This is a genomic window from Streptosporangium jomthongense (assembly GCF_042650425.1).
Classification (GTDB): Bacteria; Actinomycetota; Actinomycetes; order Streptosporangiales; family Streptosporangiaceae; genus Streptosporangium.
The window spans coordinates 152,234-172,585 of record NZ_JBHSBC010000023.1 but is presented as its reverse complement, the minus strand read 5'-3'; the positions used below and the strand labels follow the sequence as shown (position 1 = coordinate 172,585).

21 protein-coding genes are annotated in these 20,352 nt (G+C 71.1%); 8 read left to right on the top strand and 13 right to left on the bottom strand.

Annotation, left to right across the window (positions count from 1 at the left end; genetic code table 11):
* Nucleotides 1-70 precede the first annotated feature (70 nt).
* Nucleotides 71-778, bottom strand: a complete 708-nt coding sequence (locus tag ACFOYY_RS24295; RefSeq protein WP_352015498.1) for an SDR family NAD(P)-dependent oxidoreductase — start codon at nt 776-778, stop codon at nt 71-73.
* Between the two features lie 170 nt (nt 779-948).
* On the opposite strand from ACFOYY_RS24295, the gene ACFOYY_RS24290 reads away from it, so the two are divergent.
* Entirely contained in the window at nt 949-1,308 is a 360-nt protein-coding gene (locus ACFOYY_RS24290; protein WP_362782783.1) for an STAS domain-containing protein, read from the top strand.
* Here ACFOYY_RS24290 and ACFOYY_RS24285 read toward each other — a convergent pair.
* The 7 genes from ACFOYY_RS24285 to ACFOYY_RS24255 all read right to left on the bottom strand — a co-directional run bounded on the left by ACFOYY_RS24285 (nt 1,305) and on the right by ACFOYY_RS24255 (nt 7,104).
* Nucleotides 1,305-2,264, bottom strand: coding sequence for a sensor histidine kinase (locus ACFOYY_RS24285; RefSeq protein ID WP_362782780.1), 960 nt, complete (start codon nt 2,262-2,264; stop codon nt 1,305-1,307). The genes ACFOYY_RS24290 and ACFOYY_RS24285 overlap by 4 nt on opposite strands.
* A complete protein-coding gene (locus ACFOYY_RS24280) occupies nt 2,261-3,082 on the bottom strand; it encodes an MEDS domain-containing protein (protein WP_352010744.1) in 822 nt (273 codons plus the stop codon). The genes ACFOYY_RS24285 and ACFOYY_RS24280 overlap by 4 nt, the downstream gene beginning before the upstream one ends.
* Before the next feature lie 159 nt (nt 3,083-3,241).
* Complete coding sequence (gene lipB / locus ACFOYY_RS24275; protein WP_352010745.1) at nt 3,242-3,883, bottom strand: lipoyl(octanoyl) transferase LipB; 642 nt, start codon at nt 3,881-3,883, stop codon at nt 3,242-3,244.
* 16 nt (nt 3,884-3,899) lie between these two features.
* Nucleotides 3,900-4,085 carry a PspC domain-containing protein gene (locus ACFOYY_RS24270; RefSeq protein ID WP_352010746.1) on the bottom strand — a complete coding sequence of 62 codons (186 nt, stop codon included), beginning with the start codon at nt 4,083-4,085 and terminating at the stop codon, nt 3,900-3,902.
* A 254-nt stretch (nt 4,086-4,339) separates the two neighbouring features.
* A complete protein-coding gene (locus tag ACFOYY_RS24265) occupies nt 4,340-5,314 on the bottom strand; it encodes an alpha/beta hydrolase (RefSeq protein WP_386192305.1) in 975 nt (324 codons plus the stop codon).
* A gap of 183 nt (nt 5,315-5,497) precedes the next feature.
* Complete coding sequence (locus ACFOYY_RS24260) at nt 5,498-6,616, bottom strand: hypothetical protein (protein WP_386192302.1); 1,119 nt, start codon at nt 6,614-6,616, stop codon at nt 5,498-5,500.
* A complete protein-coding gene (locus ACFOYY_RS24255) occupies nt 6,613-7,104 on the bottom strand; it encodes a SigE family RNA polymerase sigma factor (protein WP_352010749.1) in 492 nt (163 codons plus the stop codon). The genes ACFOYY_RS24260 and ACFOYY_RS24255 overlap by 4 nt, the downstream gene beginning before the upstream one ends.
* A gap of 149 nt (nt 7,105-7,253) precedes the next feature.
* Here ACFOYY_RS24255 and ACFOYY_RS24250 point away from each other — a divergent pair, with 149 nt between their 5' ends.
* From ACFOYY_RS24250 to ACFOYY_RS24230, 5 genes are all read left to right on the top strand, one after another.
* Nucleotides 7,254-8,093: an undecaprenyl-diphosphate phosphatase gene (locus tag ACFOYY_RS24250; RefSeq protein WP_362912730.1), complete on the top strand. Its 840-nt coding sequence runs from the start codon at nt 7,254-7,256 to the stop codon at nt 8,091-8,093.
* An 85-nt stretch (nt 8,094-8,178) separates the two neighbouring features.
* Complete coding sequence (gene hrpB / locus ACFOYY_RS24245; protein ID WP_386192298.1) at nt 8,179-10,677, top strand: ATP-dependent helicase HrpB; 2,499 nt, start codon at nt 8,179-8,181, stop codon at nt 10,675-10,677.
* A 190-nt stretch (nt 10,678-10,867) separates the two neighbouring features.
* Nucleotides 10,868-11,719, top strand: coding sequence for an SPFH domain-containing protein (locus ACFOYY_RS24240; RefSeq protein ID WP_386192296.1), 852 nt, complete (start codon nt 10,868-10,870; stop codon nt 11,717-11,719).
* A complete protein-coding gene (locus ACFOYY_RS24235; protein ID WP_352010753.1) occupies nt 11,712-11,909 on the top strand; it encodes a hypothetical protein in 198 nt (65 codons plus the stop codon). Before ACFOYY_RS24240 ends, ACFOYY_RS24235 begins: the two co-directional genes overlap by 8 nt.
* Before the next feature lie 47 nt (nt 11,910-11,956).
* Nucleotides 11,957-13,396, top strand: coding sequence for an amidase (locus ACFOYY_RS24230; protein WP_386192292.1), 1,440 nt, complete (start codon nt 11,957-11,959; stop codon nt 13,394-13,396).
* 48 nt (nt 13,397-13,444) lie between these two features.
* Here ACFOYY_RS24230 and ACFOYY_RS24225 read toward each other — a convergent pair whose 3' ends face one another.
* The 5 genes from ACFOYY_RS24225 to ACFOYY_RS24205 all read right to left on the bottom strand — a co-directional run bounded on the left by ACFOYY_RS24225 (nt 13,445) and on the right by ACFOYY_RS24205 (nt 18,583).
* Nucleotides 13,445-14,317 carry an aldehyde dehydrogenase family protein gene (locus ACFOYY_RS24225; protein WP_386192290.1) on the bottom strand — a complete coding sequence of 291 codons (873 nt, stop codon included), beginning with the start codon at nt 14,315-14,317 and terminating at the stop codon, nt 13,445-13,447.
* Nucleotides 14,310-14,507, bottom strand: coding sequence for a hypothetical protein (locus tag ACFOYY_RS24220; RefSeq protein ID WP_352010756.1), 198 nt, complete (start codon nt 14,505-14,507; stop codon nt 14,310-14,312). Before ACFOYY_RS24220 ends, ACFOYY_RS24225 begins: the two co-directional genes overlap by 8 nt.
* The gene (locus ACFOYY_RS24215) at nt 14,500-15,927 is read right to left on the bottom strand and encodes an aldehyde dehydrogenase family protein (protein WP_386192287.1); all 1,428 of its coding nucleotides are present in this window, start codon (nt 15,925-15,927) and stop codon (nt 14,500-14,502) included. Before ACFOYY_RS24215 ends, ACFOYY_RS24220 begins: the two co-directional genes overlap by 8 nt.
* Nucleotides 15,928-15,930: 3 nt before the next feature.
* A complete protein-coding gene (gene deoC / locus ACFOYY_RS24210) occupies nt 15,931-16,869 on the bottom strand; it encodes a deoxyribose-phosphate aldolase (protein ID WP_352010758.1) in 939 nt (312 codons plus the stop codon).
* A gap of 166 nt (nt 16,870-17,035) precedes the next feature.
* The gene (locus ACFOYY_RS24205) at nt 17,036-18,583 is read right to left on the bottom strand and encodes a M4 family metallopeptidase (RefSeq protein WP_386192284.1); all 1,548 of its coding nucleotides are present in this window, start codon (nt 18,581-18,583) and stop codon (nt 17,036-17,038) included.
* A 222-nt stretch (nt 18,584-18,805) separates the two neighbouring features.
* On the opposite strand from ACFOYY_RS24205, the gene ACFOYY_RS24200 reads away from it, so the two are divergent.
* On the top strand, nt 18,806-19,948 hold the full coding sequence (locus ACFOYY_RS24200; protein WP_386192281.1) for an FAD-dependent monooxygenase: 1,143 nt from the start codon (nt 18,806-18,808) through the stop codon (nt 19,946-19,948).
* Between the two features lie 186 nt (nt 19,949-20,134).
* Nucleotides 20,135-20,308 carry a hypothetical protein gene (locus tag ACFOYY_RS24195; protein WP_352010761.1) on the top strand — a complete coding sequence of 58 codons (174 nt, stop codon included), beginning with the start codon at nt 20,135-20,137 and terminating at the stop codon, nt 20,306-20,308.
* Nucleotides 20,309-20,352: the final 44 nt, after the last annotated feature.

Sequence of the window (20,352 nt, the reverse complement as noted above, 5' to 3'; positions counted from 1 at the left end):
CCCTGCCGGACGTGACGCCGGGCGCGCGTCACCAGGGCGGCGTCACCAGGGCGGCGTCACCAGGGCGGCGTCACCAGGGCAGGGGGCCGTCGATGTCGAAGTAGCCGCCGGTCGGTCCCTCGGGGCCCACCTGGGCCATGCGGACGATGATCTCGGCCCCCTCCTCGACGGTCTGGTGGCCGGTGCGCCCGTTCAGGTCGGTCGCGGTGTAGCCCGGTTCGACCGCGTTGACCCGCATCCAGGGGAACGCCTTCGCGAACTGCACAGTGATCATGTTGACCGCGGCCTTCGAGGCCGGGTAGGCGAGTCCCGGGTAGGCGTACAGCGGTGTGCCCGGGGTGGCGACGCCGCTCAGCGAGGCCAGGCCGCTGCTGACGTTGACCACGACCGGGGCGGACGAACGCCGCAGCGACGGCAGGAACGCGTGAGTGACCCGCACCACGCCGAAGACGTTCGTCTCGAACACCGTCCGTGTCATGTCGCCGGTGGTGTCCGCGGTGCCGACCACGCCGCCGTCCGGCAACCGCCCTTCGACACCGGCGTTGTTGACCAGTACGTCCAGCCCGCCCTCGGCCTCGACGACCTTCGCCGCGGCCGTGACGGACGCCTCGTCGGTGACGTCGATGAGAACCGTCCGCGCGCCCAGTTCCTCCGCGGCCCGGCGTCCTCGTCCTGCGTCCCGGCTGCCGATGTAGACGGTGTGACCTGCCGCGACGAGCCGGCGTGCGGTCTCCAGGCCGAGTCCCTTGTTCGCTCCGGTGATCAGCGTTGTCGTCATGCCCCCATGCTCGGGCCCCGCCGTACGGTCGACCAGTGGACTCGTCGTCCAGGGACCGCCGATCCCGGGAAGTCCGGGCTTGGGCGGGGTCCGTGGAGGCGGTGGTTCCGAATACCTGGTAGGACAGGGGGAACGTCCGCCTGTGAGCAGCGGGCCTAAGAGGAGTTCCGATGTCACCGGAGAGCACGAGCGCACTGTCCGTATCGTCGGGCTCCCACGGGGACGCCGTGGTGGTCCGCGCGGTCGGCGATCTCGACTACGACTACGCGCCGGTGTTCCGGCGGCAGCTCGCCGATCTTTGGGGCACCTCCCCCGCCCCCTGTCTCGTCATCGATCTCAGCGGGCTCACCTTCTGCGACTCGACCGGGCTGGCCGAGCTGTTGTGGGTGCTCCAGCGCAGCAGGGAGGCGAAGACCCGGCTCGTCCTGGCCGGTGCGAACCGTACCCTGCGCCACATGCTGGCCGTCACGGGACTGCTGACGTTCTTCGAGCTGGCCGACTCGGTCGAGGACGCCCTGGAGGGACGCTAAGGAAGGACACCGGGAAGGGTGACGTGCAGGCGGATGATCGTGCCCGTCTCCGGGGCCGAGCGGACCTGCACCAGGTCGCAGATCTGGTGCACCAGCCACATGCCCCGGCCGCGCAGCGAACGCGGGGAGGGCGCCATGCGGCCGATCATGGGGTCGCTCATCACCCCCGCGTCACGGAACTCGCAGATCAGCGACCCCTGCTGCACCCACGTGCGCAGAGTCCCGTGGCCGCCGCCGTGCGCGATGCTGTTGCCCGCGACCTCGGTCACCGCGACGAGGGTCTCCCGCAGCCGGTCTCCCGTCAGCCCGTGCGGCGCGGCGCAGGCGATCACCTTCTCCCTGACGGCCGCGAGGTCCCCCCTGGCGTAGGGGAACTCCTCGTACGGGTCGCAGGCGGGTTCGAGCTCCGCCCAGGAGAACGGTTCCCTGACGTAGTCGGAGGAGGGCCGCGAACCGTCGTCCGTCAACGTGTACGGATGACAGCGGCTGATCGCCCGCATCGTCTCGGGGTCGATCGTCGCGGTGTCGTAGGGGCACAGCAGCCACCAGGCGGGGGAACCGGTGAAGGCGAGGTTCAGCAGCCATTCGTGGTAGCGAAGCTCCTCGATCTCCGCGCCTCCCCGGCCGTGCCAGTCGGTCTCGCCGATGCCGCGCACCGGTCTGCCCTCCGCCGTCCGTTCGCCGATCCAGCGCTGCCAGGCGGGGATGAGCCTGGCGGGGTTGCGGCCGAGCGCCTCGGTGTCCATGAACACCACGCCGGGGTCGGTGCCGGGCAACTCCTCGCGCAGCATCCGTTCGCGGTCCTCGGGTACGGAGATCAGGACGATCTCCCCCGCCGCCAGGGCGTCGTCGATGAAGGAGCGGACCCCGGCGAGGAACTGCTCCTCCCCGGAGTAGGTGTAGAGCTCGTGGCGCAGGCCCGCCGTGTCCATCACACCGGTGGTCTCGGTAGTCATGGCGTCAGCTCCACGCGTATCTCGCAGTTGCCGTAGCCGAGCATCTCCCAGCACGACCTCACTGTCGGATTCGCGCCCTCGATCGTGATCCGGTGGACCGAGGTGTCGGCGGCGGCCTCGACGAGCGCGCGCATTCCGGCGGCGTCCATCAGCTCCAGCTCGTCGAGATGGAGCCGTAATGTCGGTGAGAGCGCCGTCGCGGCGGCCAGGGCGGCACCGAACGCCGCGGCTCCGTCGGAGTCGACGACTCCGCACACGGCCCAGTCTCCGGGCCCCGAGCTGAACATCCGAAACGACGGTCCCGCGCGTCCGGTACCCAGTTCGCTGGGGTGCACACACGCCACATGGTCAAGGGTCGCGGCGCCGAAGCTGTCGTGGCCGTACGCGCAGACCATGATGGCCTCGTGGTCGGCCACCAACCGGTCGAGGCGCAGTTCGTGGTCGATCAGCGCCTCGATCCCGATCTCGGGTGGGACGAGCTGATCCATCACGGCCAGTACGCGCAGGGCTCGATATCCCTGTCGTCCCGCCATGTCGGCCTCGCGCCGTACGAGACCGAGCATCGGGCCGAGGTCGGGGGTCGGGCCGTCGCCCAGGACGGAGCGGGGGTCGACGAGGGTGGCGTCCCTGGGGACCTCCGCGGAGGCGATGGGGTCGAGGGGCGAGCCGACGATGACGACCTTGTCGCCGAACAGCTCACCGTCGGCCAGGAAGGCCGAGGTCACGGCCGCGTATCCCTGGTGGGGCTCGACGATCCAGCACACGTGCTCGCCGACGTCGACCAGGTCGAGTGTCGGCGTAGTGCCTGACTTCCGCACCGCGAACCACCCCGCTCTCGCCGCGTCACCCCGGCGTAGCCTACTGCGCCTGGATCAGCCGACTGCCCCACGAGGCCCGCCGGAACCGTACGGCCATCCGACCGCCCAGAAGCCCGGTGGGTCGTACGGCCAGGCGGTCGTGAAGGCCGGGGGAAAGGGTCAGCTCGCCTCGAAGGCCGCCGCGACCGCGGCCCTGACCCGGTCCATGACGCCCGTCGTCGAGGTGATCTCCCTGTCCAGGGAGGTCATGTCCACCTCGGGCATGCCGCAGGCCACCGCCCAGCCCCACGGGGTCAGGTCGCCGTCGACGTTGAGGGCGAAGCCGTGACTGGTCACGCCACGGCTCTGCCGCATGCCGATCGAGACGATCTTCCGCCCGGTTCGCTTCGTCCAGACGCCGGTGAGCAGCGGCGAGCCGGGCGGGGTGTCGCGGCGCTCAGCCGGGACGTCGAGCGCGTCGAGCGCCCGCACCAGCCTGAGCTCCACCTCACGGACGTAGTCGACGATCCCCTCGTCGTCGCCCAGCTTGACGATCAGGTAGCCGACGAGCTGTCCGGGGCCGTGGTAGGTGAGCTGGCCGCCCCTGCCCGTGTTGACGACGGGAATGCCGTGGGAGGGGTCGGGCAGATGCTGCTGCAGGGTTCGTCTGCCCGCGGTGTAGACCTGCGGGTGGCTGAGCAACCAGAGCGTGTCGGAGCGCTCGTCGCGCTGCCGCTGACCGACCAGGTCGGTCATCCGTTCCATCGCCTTCTCGTAGTCGACCAGGTCGTCCTGCAGCAGTGTCAGCGGCCGTTCCCTCATGCCCCCAGATTAGTTGTCAGTAGCGAGTCGCCGGTGCCTTGGGGAGGAAGATCCACATCAGGACGTAGGCGACCCACATGGGGCCGGGCAGCAGGGAGAGCAGCAGCCAGAGGATCCGTACGACGGTGGGTGACCAGCCGAGGCTCTCCGCGATGCCGCCGCAGACTCCAGCGATGATCTTGTGGTTTCTCGAACGGTGCACTTCTTCTCCCCGTGTCGTGGTCTGTTCGTCTGGTTCAACGAGTGGCGGGAGAACCCCCGTTCCCTCGGCGACCCTGAGAAAACCCTGACAGGGTTCGACGGGCGGGCGCCCAAGGCGAACCGACGCCCCAGACCGGACCGACGGCTCAGGCGGAGCGGCGACCTGGACGGGCCGCGACCCAGGCGGGTCACGGCCCGCGTGGATCACGGCCTTTGTAGGTCACGGCCTTTGTGGGTCATGTCCGGGTGGGAACCTCAGCGGCCGAGGATCCTGCGTACCCAGGTGTCGCGGGTCCGCAGCGCGTCACGGCCGAGCCCGCTGTCCGGGAAGTACATCTCGAAGCCGTGGAAGCCGCCGTTCCACACGTGCAGTTCGGCCTCGCCGCCCGCCGCCCAGATACGGCTGGCGTACTCGACCGACTCGTCGCGGAACAGCTCGGCCGACCCCAGCTCGATGTACGCCGGGGGCAGGCCGGACAGGTCCGTCGCCCTGGCGGGAGCGGCGTACGGCGAGACGTCGGGGCCGCCGACCCCGTCGCCGAGGACCGACTTCCAGGCGAAGAGGTTGGCGGCCCTGTCCCAGGTGCCGATCCCGTCGTACTGGTGGGTCGAGACGGACTCGTTGCGGTCGTCGAGCATGGGGACCAGCAGCAGCTGCCCGGCCAGCTTGGGACCCTTGCGGTCGCGGGCCATCAGCGACATGGCGGCGGCCAGGTTGCCTCCGGCGCTGCCGCCCATGACGATCAGGCGCTCCGGGTCGTAGCCGAGTTCCTCGGCGTGGTCGGCCGTCCAGAGCAGGCCGGCGTAGCAGTCCTCGGCGGGTCCGGTTCCGGGGTTCTCCGGGGCGAGGCGGTACTCGACGTTGACCACGACGAAGCCGAACTCGACCACCATGTCGACCAGGCGGGGGGTGTCCATGTGCCGGTCGCCCATGACCAGGCCGCCACCGTGCATGTTGTACAGGCCCGGTGCGCCGGGCACGCGCTCCTTGGGCCGCAGGATGGTGACGGCCAGGTCGGGGGCTCCCGGCCTGCCCGGGATCGTGCGTTCCTCGGCCTCGACGGGCCGGTCGCCGATGACCACCGCGGCGGGCTGGGCCATGGCCTCAAGTCCGGCCCGGGAGGCGGACAGCGTCTCGGCGTTCAACGGCTGGGGCGGGCTGTCGCCGCGCATCGCGGCGAGCAGTTGTCCGAGCTCGGGGTCGAAGGGGACGGGGGAGACAGTCGTCATGGGGACCTCGGTCGTTGTGGAACGGCAGGCAGGGACAGCCTAAATCGCCCTTTTCTCCCCCTTCACCTGGCCCCTCTTCGATATACGATTTTTATATACGATTTCCTGGTCCGGCCCCTGTCCGCCCCGGAAGGCGGACAGGGGCCGCAGCGCCCGGTCGTCGAACGCCCACTTCGACGCCGGCTAGTCCAGCTGCTGCAGGGCGACGTGCCAGGACCCCGCCTCGGGCCTGAGCCCGGACAGCAGGCGGTCGGCCTCCTTCGAGGCGGCCTGCAGGTCGGAGCCGAAGTCACCCCCGCGCGGCAGCCGGTCGCGCCGTACGACGGCGACCGTGACCTCCGCCGAACCGTTGCCGAAGAACTCCCACATGACGGGCTTGGCGCCGCAGGGTGCGGACCTGGCGAGGACCCCGGTCCTGTCGGCATTGTCCGCCCAGATGAGGGCGTGCAGATCCTCTCCCTCGCAGCGGACGTACACCCGGCCCTTGCCCCCCACCGTGCCCTGGAAGGCGTGCTTCTCGTTGATCTGGGTGAGGTGACCGCCCGCGACCTGGTGGCTGTTGGGCAGGCCCCCGAGGTTGAACTCGCCCTGGGTCGCGAGGCGGGCTCCGTTGTCCAGGCAGATGTCCGGCGAACAGGAGGCACTGGAGACCCCCTGGTCGTGGATCGCGATCTCCCACAGGGCGGGGCCACGAACGGCGTCCGCGAGCGCCCGGTCGTACCCCTTGGGAGACTGCTCCTCGGGAGACGGATCCTTGGGGGTGTCCTCGATCGTGGTGGGGACGGTGAACACCTCGACCGTGACGGAGACCCCGGCGGTGAGCCCGTCGAGGCTGCCGAACGCCGTCCACTCCTGTCCCCGCTCGTTCTCCCCGCAGGTGCCCACGTCCACCCGGTCGCCGTAGCGCACGAACACCCGGCTCGCGTGGGCGCAGTTGACGCGGTAGGAGGTCTTTTCGCTCTTCGGGACGAACGAGAGCCGCTCCGCCTTCCCCGTCTCCTCCGAGCGGACGCCCGCCAGCCGTACTCCCTCTTCGCCCACCTGTTTGATCGGTTCGCCCACCTGGGCCATGATGCTGCCGCCGCCCCGCGTGCCGCCGTCCCGTGTGCCGCCGGACAGCAGGGTCGGCGTCAGGACGAGCGCGGCGGCGGTCACGGCGGCGACCGTTCCCACCGCGGCCCACCTGCGCCGTCTGATCCTCCTGCCCTCGGTGAGGATGTCCTCAAGCCGGGCGCCGCCCCCGTGGCCGCCCGTGCTGCGTTCGGCGAGCAGTTCCCTCAGGTCGTGCTCGGTGTGGCTCATCGCTGTGCTCCCGTCATCGTCCGAACCCCCTGGTCGACCCGCAGCCGGGCGAGTGCCCTGCCGAGTTGGCTCTTGACCGCCCCGACCGAGCAGCCGAGCACGCCGGCGACCTGGGCCAGGGTCATCTCCTCGAAGTAGTGCAGGACGACCACGGCGCGCTGACGCCCCGACAGCGTGCCGATCGCCGTCCACAGCGCGTCCCGGTCGCCGATCTCCCGGGTGAAGTCCCGTCCGTCGTCCCGGTCGGGCATCACCTCCGTCGGGACCTCGCCCCGCCAGCGTCGCCGCCACCAGGAGGCATGGGTGTTGGCGATGATCCGGTACACGTACGGATCGGGGTCGCCGTCGATCCGGCGCCAGGCGAGCCATGCCCTGGCCAGCGCCGTCTGCACCAGGTCCTCGGCGATCGCCCAGTCTCTGGTGAGGAGGTACGCCGTTCTTCGCAACCGTTCATGACGTTGCGCGACGTACTCCGTGAACTCGGTCATCTTGTCCTCCAGAGTGACGTCCTCATGAAGGACTACCGGTTGGCCCACGGATTCGGATGACACCGACGTATCGGCCGAATGACCGGGTCACGTCAGGTGCCCGGCTCCGCTAGCCTCGCCTACGTCACGCACGTACTCCGGGACGGAAGGTGCCCAAGTTGATCGGCTGGTTCGAAGCGGTGGTCCTCGGCCTCGTTCAGGGGTTGACGGAGTTTCTGCCGATCTCCTCAAGCGCCCACATCAGAGTCGTCTCCGCGTTGTTCGGTTGGACCGATCCCGGCGCGGCGTTCACCGCCGTGATCCAGATCGGTACCGAGGCGGCGGTCGTCATCTACTTCCGCAAGGAGATCTGGGAGATCATCTCTACCTGGGTCAGGTCCCTGTGGACGCCTGACCTGCGCTCCCACCACGCCGCCAGGATGGGCTGGTACATCATCGTCGGCACGCTGCCGATCGTCGTGCTCGGCCTGCTGTTCAAGGACAGCATCGAGACCGTCTTCCGCGACCTGCGGCTGATCGCCACGACCCTGATCGTCTTCGCCGTGATCCTCTGGTTCGCCGACCGTACGGCCCGCAACAAGCTGACCCTGCAGCGCCACCTCAGCTTCCCGCACGCCCTGATCTACGGCTTCGCCCAGTCGCTGGCCCTCATCCCCGGCGTCTCCCGCTCCGGCGGCACGGTCAGCGCGGGTCTGCTGCTCGACTACCGCAGGGAGGAGGCCGCGAAGTACTCCTTCCTGCTGGCCATCCCGGCGGTGCTCGGCGCGGGCGTGCTGGAGCTGTTCAAGATCGGTGAGGCCGACAGCCCCGACTGGGGGCCGACGATCCTGGCCACCGTGATCTCGTTCGTCGTCGGCTACGCGGCGGTCGCGTGGTTCCTGAAGTACATCAGCACCCACAGGTTCACCGGCTTCGTGATCTACCGGATCATCCTGGGCCTGGTCATCATCGCCCTGGTGAGCACGGGCGTCCTCGACCCCATGTCCTGAGGCCCCCGTGAGAACCCCGGCAGAGCCCTTCGTGAGGTCCCCGGCGGAGCCTCACGAGAACCCCGTGAGATCCCGGTAGTTCCCCGTGCGCCCCGACTGGTCCGCCCTTCCCGTCCGGCATGCCCTGCCCGAGCTGTCCGCCGCCCTCGACGAGTACGGCACGGCCGTGCTGACCGCGCCGCCGGGGACAGGGAAGACCACGCTCGTCCCGCTCGCGCTGGCCGGGCTGGTCGGTGACCTGCCGGTCCGGCCGTTCGTCATGGCGGAGCCGCGCAGGGTGATCGTGGCGGAGCCGCGCAGGATGGCGGTGCGGGCCGCGGCGCGGCGGATGGCGTGGCTGCTCGGGTCCGAGGTCGGCGGGCCGGTCGGCTTCGCCGTACGGGGGGAGCGGCGGGCGGGGCCCGAGACGGTCGTCGAGGTCGTCACCACGGGTGTGCTGCTGCGGCGGCTCCAGCGTGACCCCGAACTCGGCGGTGTGGACGTGGTGCTGCTCGACGAGTGTCACGAACGCCACCTGGACGCCGACACCGCCCTGGCCTTCCTGCTGGATGTCAGGTCCGCGCTCAGGCCCGACCTGCGGATCGTGGCGGCCTCGGCGACGGCGGACGCGGCTCCGCTGGCGGCGCTGCTCGGCCAGGACGGGCCGCCCGCGCCGGTCGTGCGGGCCGAGGGCGTCGCGCACCCGGTCACCCCGGTCTGGGCACCCGCCCCCGCCACGGTCGCTCCCCCGCACGGCCTGCGGGTCGATCCGGCCTTCCTGGCCCATGTCGCCGCCGTCGTACGGCGGGCGCTGGCCGAGCACGAGGGGGACGTGCTGTGCTTCCTGCCGGGGGTCGGGGAGATCGCCAGGGTGGCCGCGCATCCCCTCGGGGACGTCGAGGTGCTCCAGGTGCACGGCCAGGCCCCGGCCCGGGTCCAGGAGACCGTGCTCTCGCCGGGCACGCGCAGGCGGGTGGTGCTGGCCACCTCGGTCGCCGAGTCGAGCCTGACCGTTCCCGGGGTCCGGATCGTCGTGGACTCCGGGCTGGCCAGGGAGCCGAGGACCGACCACGCCAGGGGGCTCGGCTCGCTGACCACCGTGCGGCTCTCCCGGGCCTCGGCGACCCAGCGCGCGGGCCGGGCGGGGCGCGAGGCCCCCGGGGTGGTCTACCGGTGCTGGTCGCCGGTCGAGCACGAGCGGCTGCCCGAGCACTCCGCGCCCGAGATCGCACTGGCCGATCTGACGGGTTTCGCCCTGCAGGCGGCCTGCTGGGGGGACCCTTCCGCGAGCGGTCTGGCGTTGCTGGATCCCCCTCCGGCCGCCGCGATGGAGGCGGCCCGCCGTACCCTGCACGCGCTCGGCGCCCTCGACTCCCCCGGGGGTCGTGTCACACCGAGGGGCCGGGAGATGGCCGGGGTGGGGGTCCATCCCCGCCTGGCCAGGGCCCTGCTGGACGTGGGGCCGGAGGCGGCCGAGGTGGTGGCGCTGCTGTCCGAGCGGCTGCCGGGGGACGCGGGGGACGACCTGGTGGCATTCTGGCGTGCCGTACGGCGGGGCGGGGACGGTTTCGCCGCCCGCTGGCGTCAGGAGGCGCGGCGGCTGGCCCGCGACGCGGGCCGCGCCTCCCCTTCGGGCATGGGGGACGACGCGGTGGCCGGGCTGGTGGTGGCGCTGGCCTATCCGGAGCGGGTGGCCAGGCGCCGGGGCGGCTCCTATCTGATGGCCTCGGGGACGGCCGCCGAACTGCCCTCCGGGTCGCGGCTGGGGAGCGCGCCATGGCTCGCGGTCGCGGTCGCCGACCGGCCCGCGGGGTCGGCCGCCGCCCGGGTCAGACAGGCCGTGGTGATCGACGAGGAGACCGCCAGGCTGGCCGCCGCCCCTCTGTACGACCGTGCGGAGGAGGTGGTGTGGCGGGTCCCGCCGGGCGAGCGGCGCGGTGACGTCTCGGCCCGCCGGGTCGAACGCCTGGGCGCCGTCGAGCTGTCCTCGGTCCCGTTGCCCGACGCCGACGTCAGGCCCGCCCTCCTGTCCGGCCTGCGCGCCGAGGGTCTGTCGATCCTGCGATGGACCCCCGAGGCCGTCGCCCTGCGGGAACGGCTGGCCTTCTGCCACCGGGCGCTGGGTGAGCCGTGGCCCGCGGTGGACGACGACGCCCTGCTCGACGCGGTCGATCTGTGGCTTGAGCCCGAACTGTCGCGGGCCCGCCGCAGGGCCGACCTCGAACGGCTGGACGTGGCGGGCTCCCTGGGCCGGCTGGTTCCGTGGAGCGCGCGCCTCGACGAGACCGCCCCCGAGCGGATCGAGGTGCCCAGCGGGTCGCGGATCAGGATCGACTACTCGGGTGAGCGGCCGGTGCTGGCCGTCAAGCTCCAGGAGTTGTTCGGCTGGGACGAGGCGCCCAGGATCGCGGGGGTCGCGCCGGTCGTCCACCTGCTCTCCCCCGCCGGGCGGCCCGCCGCGGTCACCGACGACCTGGCCTCGTTCTGGCGCGGCGACGGCTACCGCTCGGTCAGGGCGGAGCTGCGCGGGCGCTATCCCCGGCATCCGTGGCCCGAGGACCCGCTGTCCGCGACGGCCACCCGCCGAACCAACCCCCGGCGCTGACCCCTCACCACGGCCCTCACCACAGATCCCCACCGCGGGTCGTCAACGCGAACCCTCGCCCCGGCCCCTCAGCGCCGGGCGAAGAGTCCCTGGTCGTCCTCTCTGTCACCGAGCGTGCCGAATTCCGGTTCACACATCGATGATCACGCGCTATCTTAGTGATATCACTCCGATAGCAAAGGTGGAGCACATGGAACGACGTGCCTTCCGGATCAACGGTTTCGCCGTTCTCCTCGGACTTCTGGTCCTCCTCGCCGTCCTGGCCGGGATCGCGTTCTCCGGCGGCGACGTCGTCAAGATCGTGGCCGGGGTCGTGGCGGTGCTGACCCTGGTCGTCCTGGGCAGCGGCTTCGTCGTGGTCAACCCCAACGAGGCCCAGGTCGTGCAGTTCCTCGGCCGCTACGTCGGCTCGGTCAACGACGCGGGCCTGCAGTGGGTGCCTCCCTTCACCACCAGGCGCCGCATCACCCTGCGGGTGCGCAACTTCGAGACGGCCAAGCTCAAGGTGAACGACGCCGACGGCAGCCCCGTCGAGATCGCGGCCGTCGTCGTCTACCGGGTGACCGACACCGCCAAGGCGGCCTTCTCCGTGGACGACTACGAGGAGTACATCGCGATCCAGTCGGAGGCGGCCGTGCGGCACCTGGCCACCAGCCACCCCTACGACTCCCACGAGGGCAGCGGCACCAGCCTGCGCGACGGCGCCGAGGTGGCCGCCGAGCTGACCACCGAACTGGTCGACCGCACCGAGCTGGCCGGGGTCGAGGTGCTTGAGGCCCGCATCACCCACCTGGCCTACGCCCCCGAGATCGCCCAGGCCATGCTGGTCCGCCAGCAGGCCGCCCAGGTGGTCGCGGCTCGCACGCACATCGTCTCCGGCGCCGTTGGTATGGTCCAGCTTGCACTCAACCGGCTGGCCGAGGAGGGCGTCGTGGAGCTCGACGAGGAGCGAAAGGCCCAGATGGTGTCCAACCTCCTGGTCGTCCTGTGCGGCGACCGGGCTACCCAGCCGGTGGTCAACGCCGGCAGCCTGTATGCCTGAGCGGAAAAAAGTCCTGCTCAGACTCGATCCGGCCGTCTACGAGGCGATCGCCAAGTGGGCGGCCGACGATCTGCGGAGCGTCAACGCCCAACTGGAGTACGCGCTGCGCCTGGCGCTCAAGGGGGCGGGCCGCGATCTGCGGCGCGCCGGGGCGGATAACGCCGATGAGCCGGACAAGTCATCTGATTGAGACGTGATGCGCTTCCCCTGGCGCACTTGCCGGATAACACTCGGTTCATGTCCTGGGTGGGAAGGTCCGCAGCCGAGATAGCCGAGGCCGTACGCCGGGGGGAGGTCACCGCCCCCTCGATCGTCGAGGACCACCTCCGGGTGATCGCCGAACGCGACGGACGGATCGGGGCCTTCCGCAGGGTCCGCACGGAACGGGCGCTCGCCGAGGCGCGGGCCCTGCAGGAACGCGAGGACCTGGCCACGCTGCCGCTCGCGGGCGTGCCCGTCGCGATCAAGGACGTCGTCGCGGTCAGGGGCGAGTCCATGCGGAACGGCTCCGCGGCCACCTCCTCCGTCGCGGCGGCCGAGGACCACCCGGTGGTGGCCAGGCTCAGGGCGGCGGGGGCGGTGGTCGTCGGGATCACCAACGTGCCCGAACTGTCCCTGGCCGGTTTCTGCGACAGCGTCTACGCCGTCACCCGCAACCCGTGGGACCCCCGGCGCACCCCCGGCGGCTCCTCCGGCGGCAGCGCCGCGGCGGTCGCCGCCGGGATGGTCCCGCTGGCCCACGGAACCGACGGCCTCGGCTCCCTGCGCGTCCCCGCCGCCTGCTGCGGGATCGTCGCCATCAAGCCCGGCCAGAAGGTCGTCCCGCCCCCGGAGCACGACTGGTACGGCATGGCGGAGAACGGCCCGCTGGCCACGACCGTGACCGACCTGGCGCTGGCGCTGGCGGTGATGGCGGGCGACATGTCCCTGGCCCTGCCCACCACCTCCCACCGCACGTCCGGCTCCCCCGGCTCTCCCGGCTCCTCTGGCGACGACGGGGCGCTGTGGAGCGACGGAGGACGTGGCGCGCCGATCCCGCCGCGCCCCTCGGGACTGCGGATCGGCGTGGCCCGCCTGCCGGTGCCGCCGGGCTTCGCGATCGACCCCGAGCTGCAGCGGGCGGTCGTCGAGGCGGGCCACACCCTGGCCGCCGCCGGGCACACCGTGGTCGAGCACGAGACGCGGCTGCCGAGCTGGCTGGGCAGCGCCACGATCGCCGCCTGGTTCGCCTGTGCCCTGCGCGAGACCCGGGGACTCGACGCCCGCAGGCTTGAGCGCCGTACCCGGGCACTGGCCAGGGCGGGCAGGCTGCTGGCCAGGATCGGCAAGGACGGTTCGCGGGGCAGGGAACGCTGGCGCGCCCGGGGCGCCGACCACTGGTTCGGCAAGGCCGACGTGCTCATCACCCCGACGCTCGCCGCCTCCCCTCCCCCCGCCGAACGCTGGGGCCGCCGGGGGCTGCTGGACAACACCCGCGTCAACCTGACCTACGCCCCGGCGACCGGCGCCTGGAACATGGCCGGCTGGCCCGCCATGAGCGTGCCGTACGGCTGGCACTCGACGGGCATGCCCATCGGCGTGCAGCTCGTCGCCCCGCCGGGAGGTGAGGCCCGCCTGCTCGGCCTGGCCCAGCAGTTGGAGGCCGCCCACCCCTGGCTCCGCCACGCCCCTTCGTGAAGAGGTCCCCCGGTCCGTGGCGGAGGGTTCCGCCACGGACCGGGGCGGTCACACGCCGGTCGGGTGCCAGACCGTCTTGGTCTCCAGGAAGGTGGTCATCCGCCGGGTTCCGGGGTCGGCGTACCAGTCGGTCACCGGCACCGGGCGCAGGACCCGCTTGAGGTTCTCCGCCGCCGCCTCCTCGCACGTGACCGCCAGCTCCGCGTCCGCGACGCCGGTGAGGTCGAGGGCGTTGACGTCCATGTGCGAGGCCAGCCAGGGCGCGATCTCCGCCGTCGAGCCGGTCAGCACGTTGACCACCCCGCCGGGCAGGTCGGAGGTGGCCAGCACCTCCGCCAGCGTGACGGCGGGCAGCGGCGCCCGCTCACCGGCGACCACGACGCAGGTGTTGCCGGTGACGATCACCGGGGCGACGACCGAGACGAGGCCGAGCAGCGGGTCCTCGGGCGCGACGACCGCGACGACCCCGGTCGGCTCGGGCGTGGAGAGGTTGAAGTACGGCCCGGCGACCGGGTTGGCCGCCCCCACCACCGCGGTGATCTTGTCGGACCATCCGGCGTACCAGACCAGCCGGTCGACGGCCGCGTCCACGTTCCTGCCCGCCTCGGCCCGGCCCGCGCCCGCCGCGACCAGCTCCGCGACGAACTGCGCCCGGCGCCCTTCGAGCATCTCGGCCACCCGGTACAGGATCTGACCCCGGTTGTACGGCGTCGCGCCCGACCAGCCGGGGAAGGCCTTGCGGGCCGCGGAGACCGCGTCCCTGGCGTCCTTGCGGGACGCCTTCGCGGCGTTGGCCAGGAAGTCGCCCTTGGAGGAGGTCACCGGATAGGACCTTCCGCTCTCCGAGCGCGGGAACGCCCCGCCGATGTACAGCTTGTAGGTCTTGCGTACGGCCAGCCGTACGGGATCGGTCTTACTCATCGCCCCGCCCTCTCCACGTGCTCTCCTGCTGGGAGAGCCGGGCGGGCACGAAGACCTGACCGCAGCGGCTCACCCCGCACCGGTGGGCGAACCAGCCGCGCAGCGCGGGACGGCCCGCCCTGGCGAAGCCGTGTCCCCTGGTCGCCTGGCCACGGCGGCGACGGCGCCCGGACTCGCGGTGGTCACACATCGAGATACGCCTCCAGCCCGTGTCGTCCGCCCTCTCTGCCGTATCCCGACTCCTTGTAACCGCCGAACGGCGAGGTCGGGTCGAACCGGTTGAAGGTGTTGGCCCACACGACGCCGGCGCGCAGCCGGTCCGCCATCCACAGGATGCGTGAGCCCTTCTCGGTCCACACCCCCGCGGACAGGCCGTAGGGGGTGTTGTTCGCCTTCTCCACGGCCTCGGCGGGCGTACGGAAGGTCAGCACGGACAGCACAGGCCCGAAGACCTCCTCTCGCGCGATCCGGTGCGACTGCGCCACCCCGGTGAAGATCGTCGGCGGGAACCAGAAGCCCCGTTCCGGCAGCGGGCACACCGGGGACCAGCGTTCGGCCCCCTCGGCCTCCCCGGCGTCGGACAGCTCACGGATCCTGGCGAGCTGGGCGGCGGAGTTGATCGCGCCGATGTCGGTGTTCTTGTCCAGCGGGTCGCCCAGGCGCAGTGTGCTCAGGCGCCGCTTCAGTGCCGTGAGCAGCTCCTCGGCGACCGACTCCTGGACCAGCAGGCGGGAGCCCGCGCAGCACACGTGCCCCTGGTTGAAGAAGATGCCGTTGACGACGCCCTCGACGGCCTGGTCCAGCGCGGCGTCGTCGAAGACGATGTTGGCGGCCTTGCCTCCGAGCTCAAGGGTGAGCCGTTTGCCGGAGCTCGCGGCGGACCTGGCGATCCGGCGCCCCACCTCGGTCGAACCGGTGAAGGCGATCTTGTTCACGTCGGGGTGGTCGACCAGGGCCGCGCCGGTCTCGCCCGCGCCGGTCACGATGTTGACCACGCCCGGCGGCAGGTCGGCCTGCTGACAGATCTCGGCGAACAGCAGCGCGGTCAGCGGGGTCGTCTCGGCGGGCTTCAGCACGACCGTGTTCCCGCAGGCCAGCGCGGGCGCGATCTTCCAGGCCAGCATGAGCAGCGGGAAGTTCCACGGGATGATCTGGCCCGCGACGCCCAGCGGCCTGGGGTCGGAACCGTACCCCGCGTGCCCGAGCTTGTCGGCCCAGCCCGCGTAGTAGAAGAAGTGCGCCGCCACCAGCGGCAGGTCCACGTCACGGGACTCGCGGATCGGCTTGCCGTTGTCGAGCGTCTCCAGTACGGCCAGCTCACGCGAGCGTTCCTGGATGATGCGGGCGATCCTGAACAGGTACTTTGCCCGTTCGGAGCCCGGCATCGCCGACCAGGCGCCGAAGGCCTTGCGTGCGGCGCCGACCGCCCTGTCCACGTCGGCCTCGGTGGCCCACACGACCTCGGACAGGACCTCTTCGGAGGCGGGGTTGACGGTCTTGTGCGCGGTGCCGCCCTGGGAGTCGACCCACTCGCCGCCGACGAACAGCCGGTAGGAGGGCCTGATGTCGACGACGGCGCGGGATTCGGGGGCCGGTGCGTATTCGAACATCGATCAGTCCAGGGTGAAGTAGTCGGGACCGGCGTAGCGGCCCGTTGCCAGCTTCTGACGCTGCATCAGCAGGTCGTTGAGCACGCTTGAGGCGCCGAGCCGGAACCAGGCGGGGTCGAGCCAGCCGTCGCCGACGGTCTCGTTGACGAGCACCAGCATCTTGATCGCGTCCTTGGTGGTCTTGATGCCGCCCGCGGGCTTCACCCCGACCTTGCGGCCCGTGACGGCCAGGAAGTCGCGGACCGCCTCAAGCATCACCAGCGTCACCGGCAGGGTCGCGGCGGGCTGCACCTTGCCCGTCGAGGTCTTGACGAAGTCGCCTCCGGCCAGCATGGCCAGCCAGGCCGCGCGCCGTACGTTGTCGTAGGTCACCAGCTCGCCGGTCTCCAGGATCACCTTCAGGTGCGCCGTACCGCACGCCGCCTTGACCGCGGCTATCTCCTCGAAGACCTTGAGGTAGTCGCCGGACAGGAAGGCGCCTCTGTCGATCACCATGTCGATCTCGTCGGCGCCCGCCGCGACCGCGAAGGCCGTCTCGGCGACCTTGACGTCCAGGGAGGAACGGCCGCTGGGGAAGGCGGTGGCGACGCTGGCGACCCGCACCCCGGAACCGGCGAGCGCCTCGACCGCGCGGGGGACCAGGTCGGGGTAGACGCACACCGCGGCCACCTTCGGCACCGAGGGGTCACCGGGATCGGGGCGGACCGCCTTGGCGCACATCGCGCGCACCTTGCCCGGCGTGTCGGCCCCTTCGAGGGTGGTCAGGTCCACCATGCGGATGGCGAGGTCGATGGCCAGCGCCTTGGACGTGGTCTTGATCGATCGGGTGCCGAGCGTCGCGGCTCGCTGGTCGGCGCCCACACGGTCGACACCGGGTAGGCCGTGGAGGAGGTTTCGCAACGCGACGTTGGACGAGGCCACGTCGGCGAGCGAAGGAGTCATAGTCGACACCTCTCCAGCATGCCGACTGGTGTCTTCAGTTCCAAACCGGGTGTCGGCCAGTCACGGCACCGGTTTTCGTCAACATTCGCCGATTCCTTCGGGAAATCGGATGGATCTTCCCCCTGAGGGGGCGGGCGGGGCTGAAAAAACCCCGCCCGCCCAGGGGTCAGCAGGTGGCCTCACCGGGCTGCGGGCCGACGTTGACGGCGGTCCACGCCGCCTTGGTCGCGGTCACCTCCGCGCAGCCGAAAAGCATCTTGGCCGCGTAAACGGTGGCCTGTCTGCTCCTGCCGTGCGTCCAGGGGTATGTCCTGAGCCTCAGCCCCGAGTAGAAGATCTGCCCGGCCTTGACGATCCCGATGCCGGTCAGCGTCGAGGGGCCCCCGCAGACCGGGCTCGTCGGCTTGCCCACCGGGTTGGTGCCCTCGGCCAGCAGGTAGAACCAGTGGTTCTGCGGCCCCGCCGCCCTGTGCGGATCGACGTTCCAGGACACCGGGTAGCAGTTCGGGTCGCCCGCGAGGGACGGGTTGAACATGTAACGGATCGGGCCGGTGCCGACCATGTTCACCTCCTCACCGACCAGGTAGTCCGGCTCGTCCAGGGCGACCGGGTGGTTGACGTAGTGCTCGTTCAGCGCGCCGAAGATGTCCCCGGCCGACTCGGCCAGCGCCTTCTCCTCGTCGTCTATCGGGGGTCCGCCGACTCCCACGGTCTCGAAGACGGCGTGGCCGTACTCGTGGGCGACCATGTCCAGCGAGACGAGTTGCTCGCGGTTCGCCTGGTTGTGGCCGAAATAGACTGTGCTGCCGTTCCAGTAGTTGTCGACATCGCTCATCCCGACCCGTGCCGGATAGCTATTTCCCGCGCCGTTGACACCGTTGCGGTTCAGCCACTGTTTGAGCATGTCCGAGAACTTCTGCGCTCCGAACAGGACGTCGACACAGGCCGTCTCCAGGTTGGTGCCCTGCCCGTTTCCCCAGTTGTCGGTCGACTTGGTGTAGGCGGTGCCCGACAGGCCCCCGCACTGTAGATGGAGGCGGTCGGGGTCGATCATGGAATAGCGTCCTCCCGACCCAAGGGTCCGGATGGTCACCGGGTTGCCGTTGAAGCGGCTGTTGCCGATGCCGTGGGCGATCTGGTCGACGGACTCGACAACGGTCCCGTCGAGGGCGTCCACGAAGACACGCCGTGAGACGGGAGCCGCCTCCGTCCCTCCTGTGACGACGACCTCCCAGGTCAGCCTGGGGTGGTCGGTCGTCGCATGGATCAGCAGCCTGGGCGTGCCGGCCTTCTCCCCTGTCCCCGCGGTCTCGCCGAGGGCCTTGGCGGCGGCCTCCGCGGCGCTCACCCGTGGCGTCACGCCCGCCGCGCCGAGGTTCAGCGTGGCCTGCTGGCCGGTGACGACGGCGTTGACCACGGTGCCCGTGCTGTCGGTGGACACGATCACCTCGCCGCCGTACACCGGCAGCCCGTGGTGGGTCCGCCGGTAGAGCAGATAACGCAGGCCGCCCGGCCCCGAGGTGATCGTGGGAGGGGTGAGGGCGTCTCCCGGCGCGAGACGGAGTTCCTCCGCGTGCTCGCGGATGCTCCTGTCCGCGCCGGCGACCGCGCGCTGGTCCGGTGTTCCCGGGGAGGCTCCGGCGCTTCCCGTCAGCCCGGACACCCCCATCACGGCCACGGCCACGACGGCGCCCAACTTCGTTCTGGGGTTCATCCTTGAAGACTCCTTCGGTCAGGAGCCACAGCCGGCCGGGCTGCCTCAAACATGACACCGGAAACAACCCGTAAGAACCCCATAAACATCCATATTTCCAACGTATGGATGCTTTCTCAGGAAGCCTCGCTCTTGATCGGAAATCCCGGAACGGCGATGCTGACATCGATTTCCATGCACGACCGGTTAGGCGGAGGAGTTTCATCCGGTTAGTGAGGTGCCATGACCAAGCGGACAGTCCTGATCTCCGGAGCCGGGGTCGGTGGGCCGACGGCGGCCTACTGGCTGGCCAGGCACGGCTTCCAGGTCACCGTCGTCGAACGCGCCGGGACGCCGCGCTCCAGCGGGAACCCGGTGGACGTCAGAGGCCCCGCCGTACGCGTCGCGGAACGGATAGGCGTCCTGTCCCGGCTGCGCGAGGCCGCCACCGGCACGACGGGCCTCACCTTCGTCGACGCGGCGGGCAGGCGGGTCGGCCGGATGGACATGCGCGCCTTCCAGCAGCCGGACGAGGTCGAGGTACCGCGCGGCGATCTCGCGGCGATCCTGTACGAGGCGAGCCGCGACCACGCCGAGTTCCTCTTCGACGACTCCGTCGTGACCCTCGACCGTGACGGACGCGGGGTCGAGGTCACCTTCGAACGCGCCGGGCCCCGCCGCTTCGACGTGGTGATCGGCGCCGACGGCCTGCATTCGCTGACCCGTCGGCTGACGTTCGGCACGGGGGACGGACTCATGCGCCACATGGGTCTCTACGTCGCGACGCTGCCGTTCCCCGGCCGGTCCGGGCCTGACCGGGACATCCTCATGCACAACGTCCCCGGCAAGGCGGTCGCCGTCAGCTCCACGCCCAGCGGCGCGTTCTTCCTGTACCGCAGCCCGGCGGAACCCGGCTTCGACCACCGCGACGTCGAGCAGCACAAGCGGCTGCTGACACGCGCGTACGCGGACGTCTCCTGGCGCGTGCCCGAACTCCTGGAGCGGGTGCGCGCCGCCGACGACCTCTACTTCGACTCGGTGAGCCGGGTGAGCCTGCCGCGCTGGTGGAACGGCCGGGTCGTCCTCCTCGGTGACGCCGCGTCCTGCGTCTCCCTGTTCGGAGACGGCTCCACCATGGCCATGGCCGGGGCGTTCACCCTCGCCGAGAAGCTCGCCGCGAGTCCGGACGACCCCCAGGCGGCCTTCCGCCGGTACGAGGCCACCCACCGGCGCCTGGTCGAGCCCAGGCAGCGGGCCGTCGGGCAGGCGTCGGCGCTCATGGTGCCCGCGACGCGGGGCGGCATCCTGGCGCGGAACCTCGCCACCCGCCTGTGGCCCGCCGTGGCCGCCGCCGCCCGGCTGAAGCGCTCCCTGCGCGCGGGATAGGCCTCTGCGGGGCCGAACCCGTGGGGGCCTAAGGCGGCCCCGCCCCGGCCTAGGTATGCCCCCGACCGCCGGGGCCGTGGAGATAAGGCATCCGTCCGATGTGGCGACGGGGGCCTTAGGAGGAGTCTCGAAGGTGTAAGGAAATCGCACCACCGGGGGCAGTCGCCCCGTGAGGAGGAAGCCGAAATGGCTCCCGAGTTCCACCACCAGCTGATCGAGCAGCGCGCCGCCGACCTTCGCAGAGAGGCCGTCGAGTACCGCCGCGCCCGTGAGGCCACCCGGCGGCAGGAGGCGGAGCAGAAGCGACAGTCCTCCGGTGAGCGCCGCAGGGGTCTGTTCCGCAAGCCCGCTTCCGCATGACCACGTCACGAGGGCCCGGCCACCGGTATTCACCCGGCCGGGCC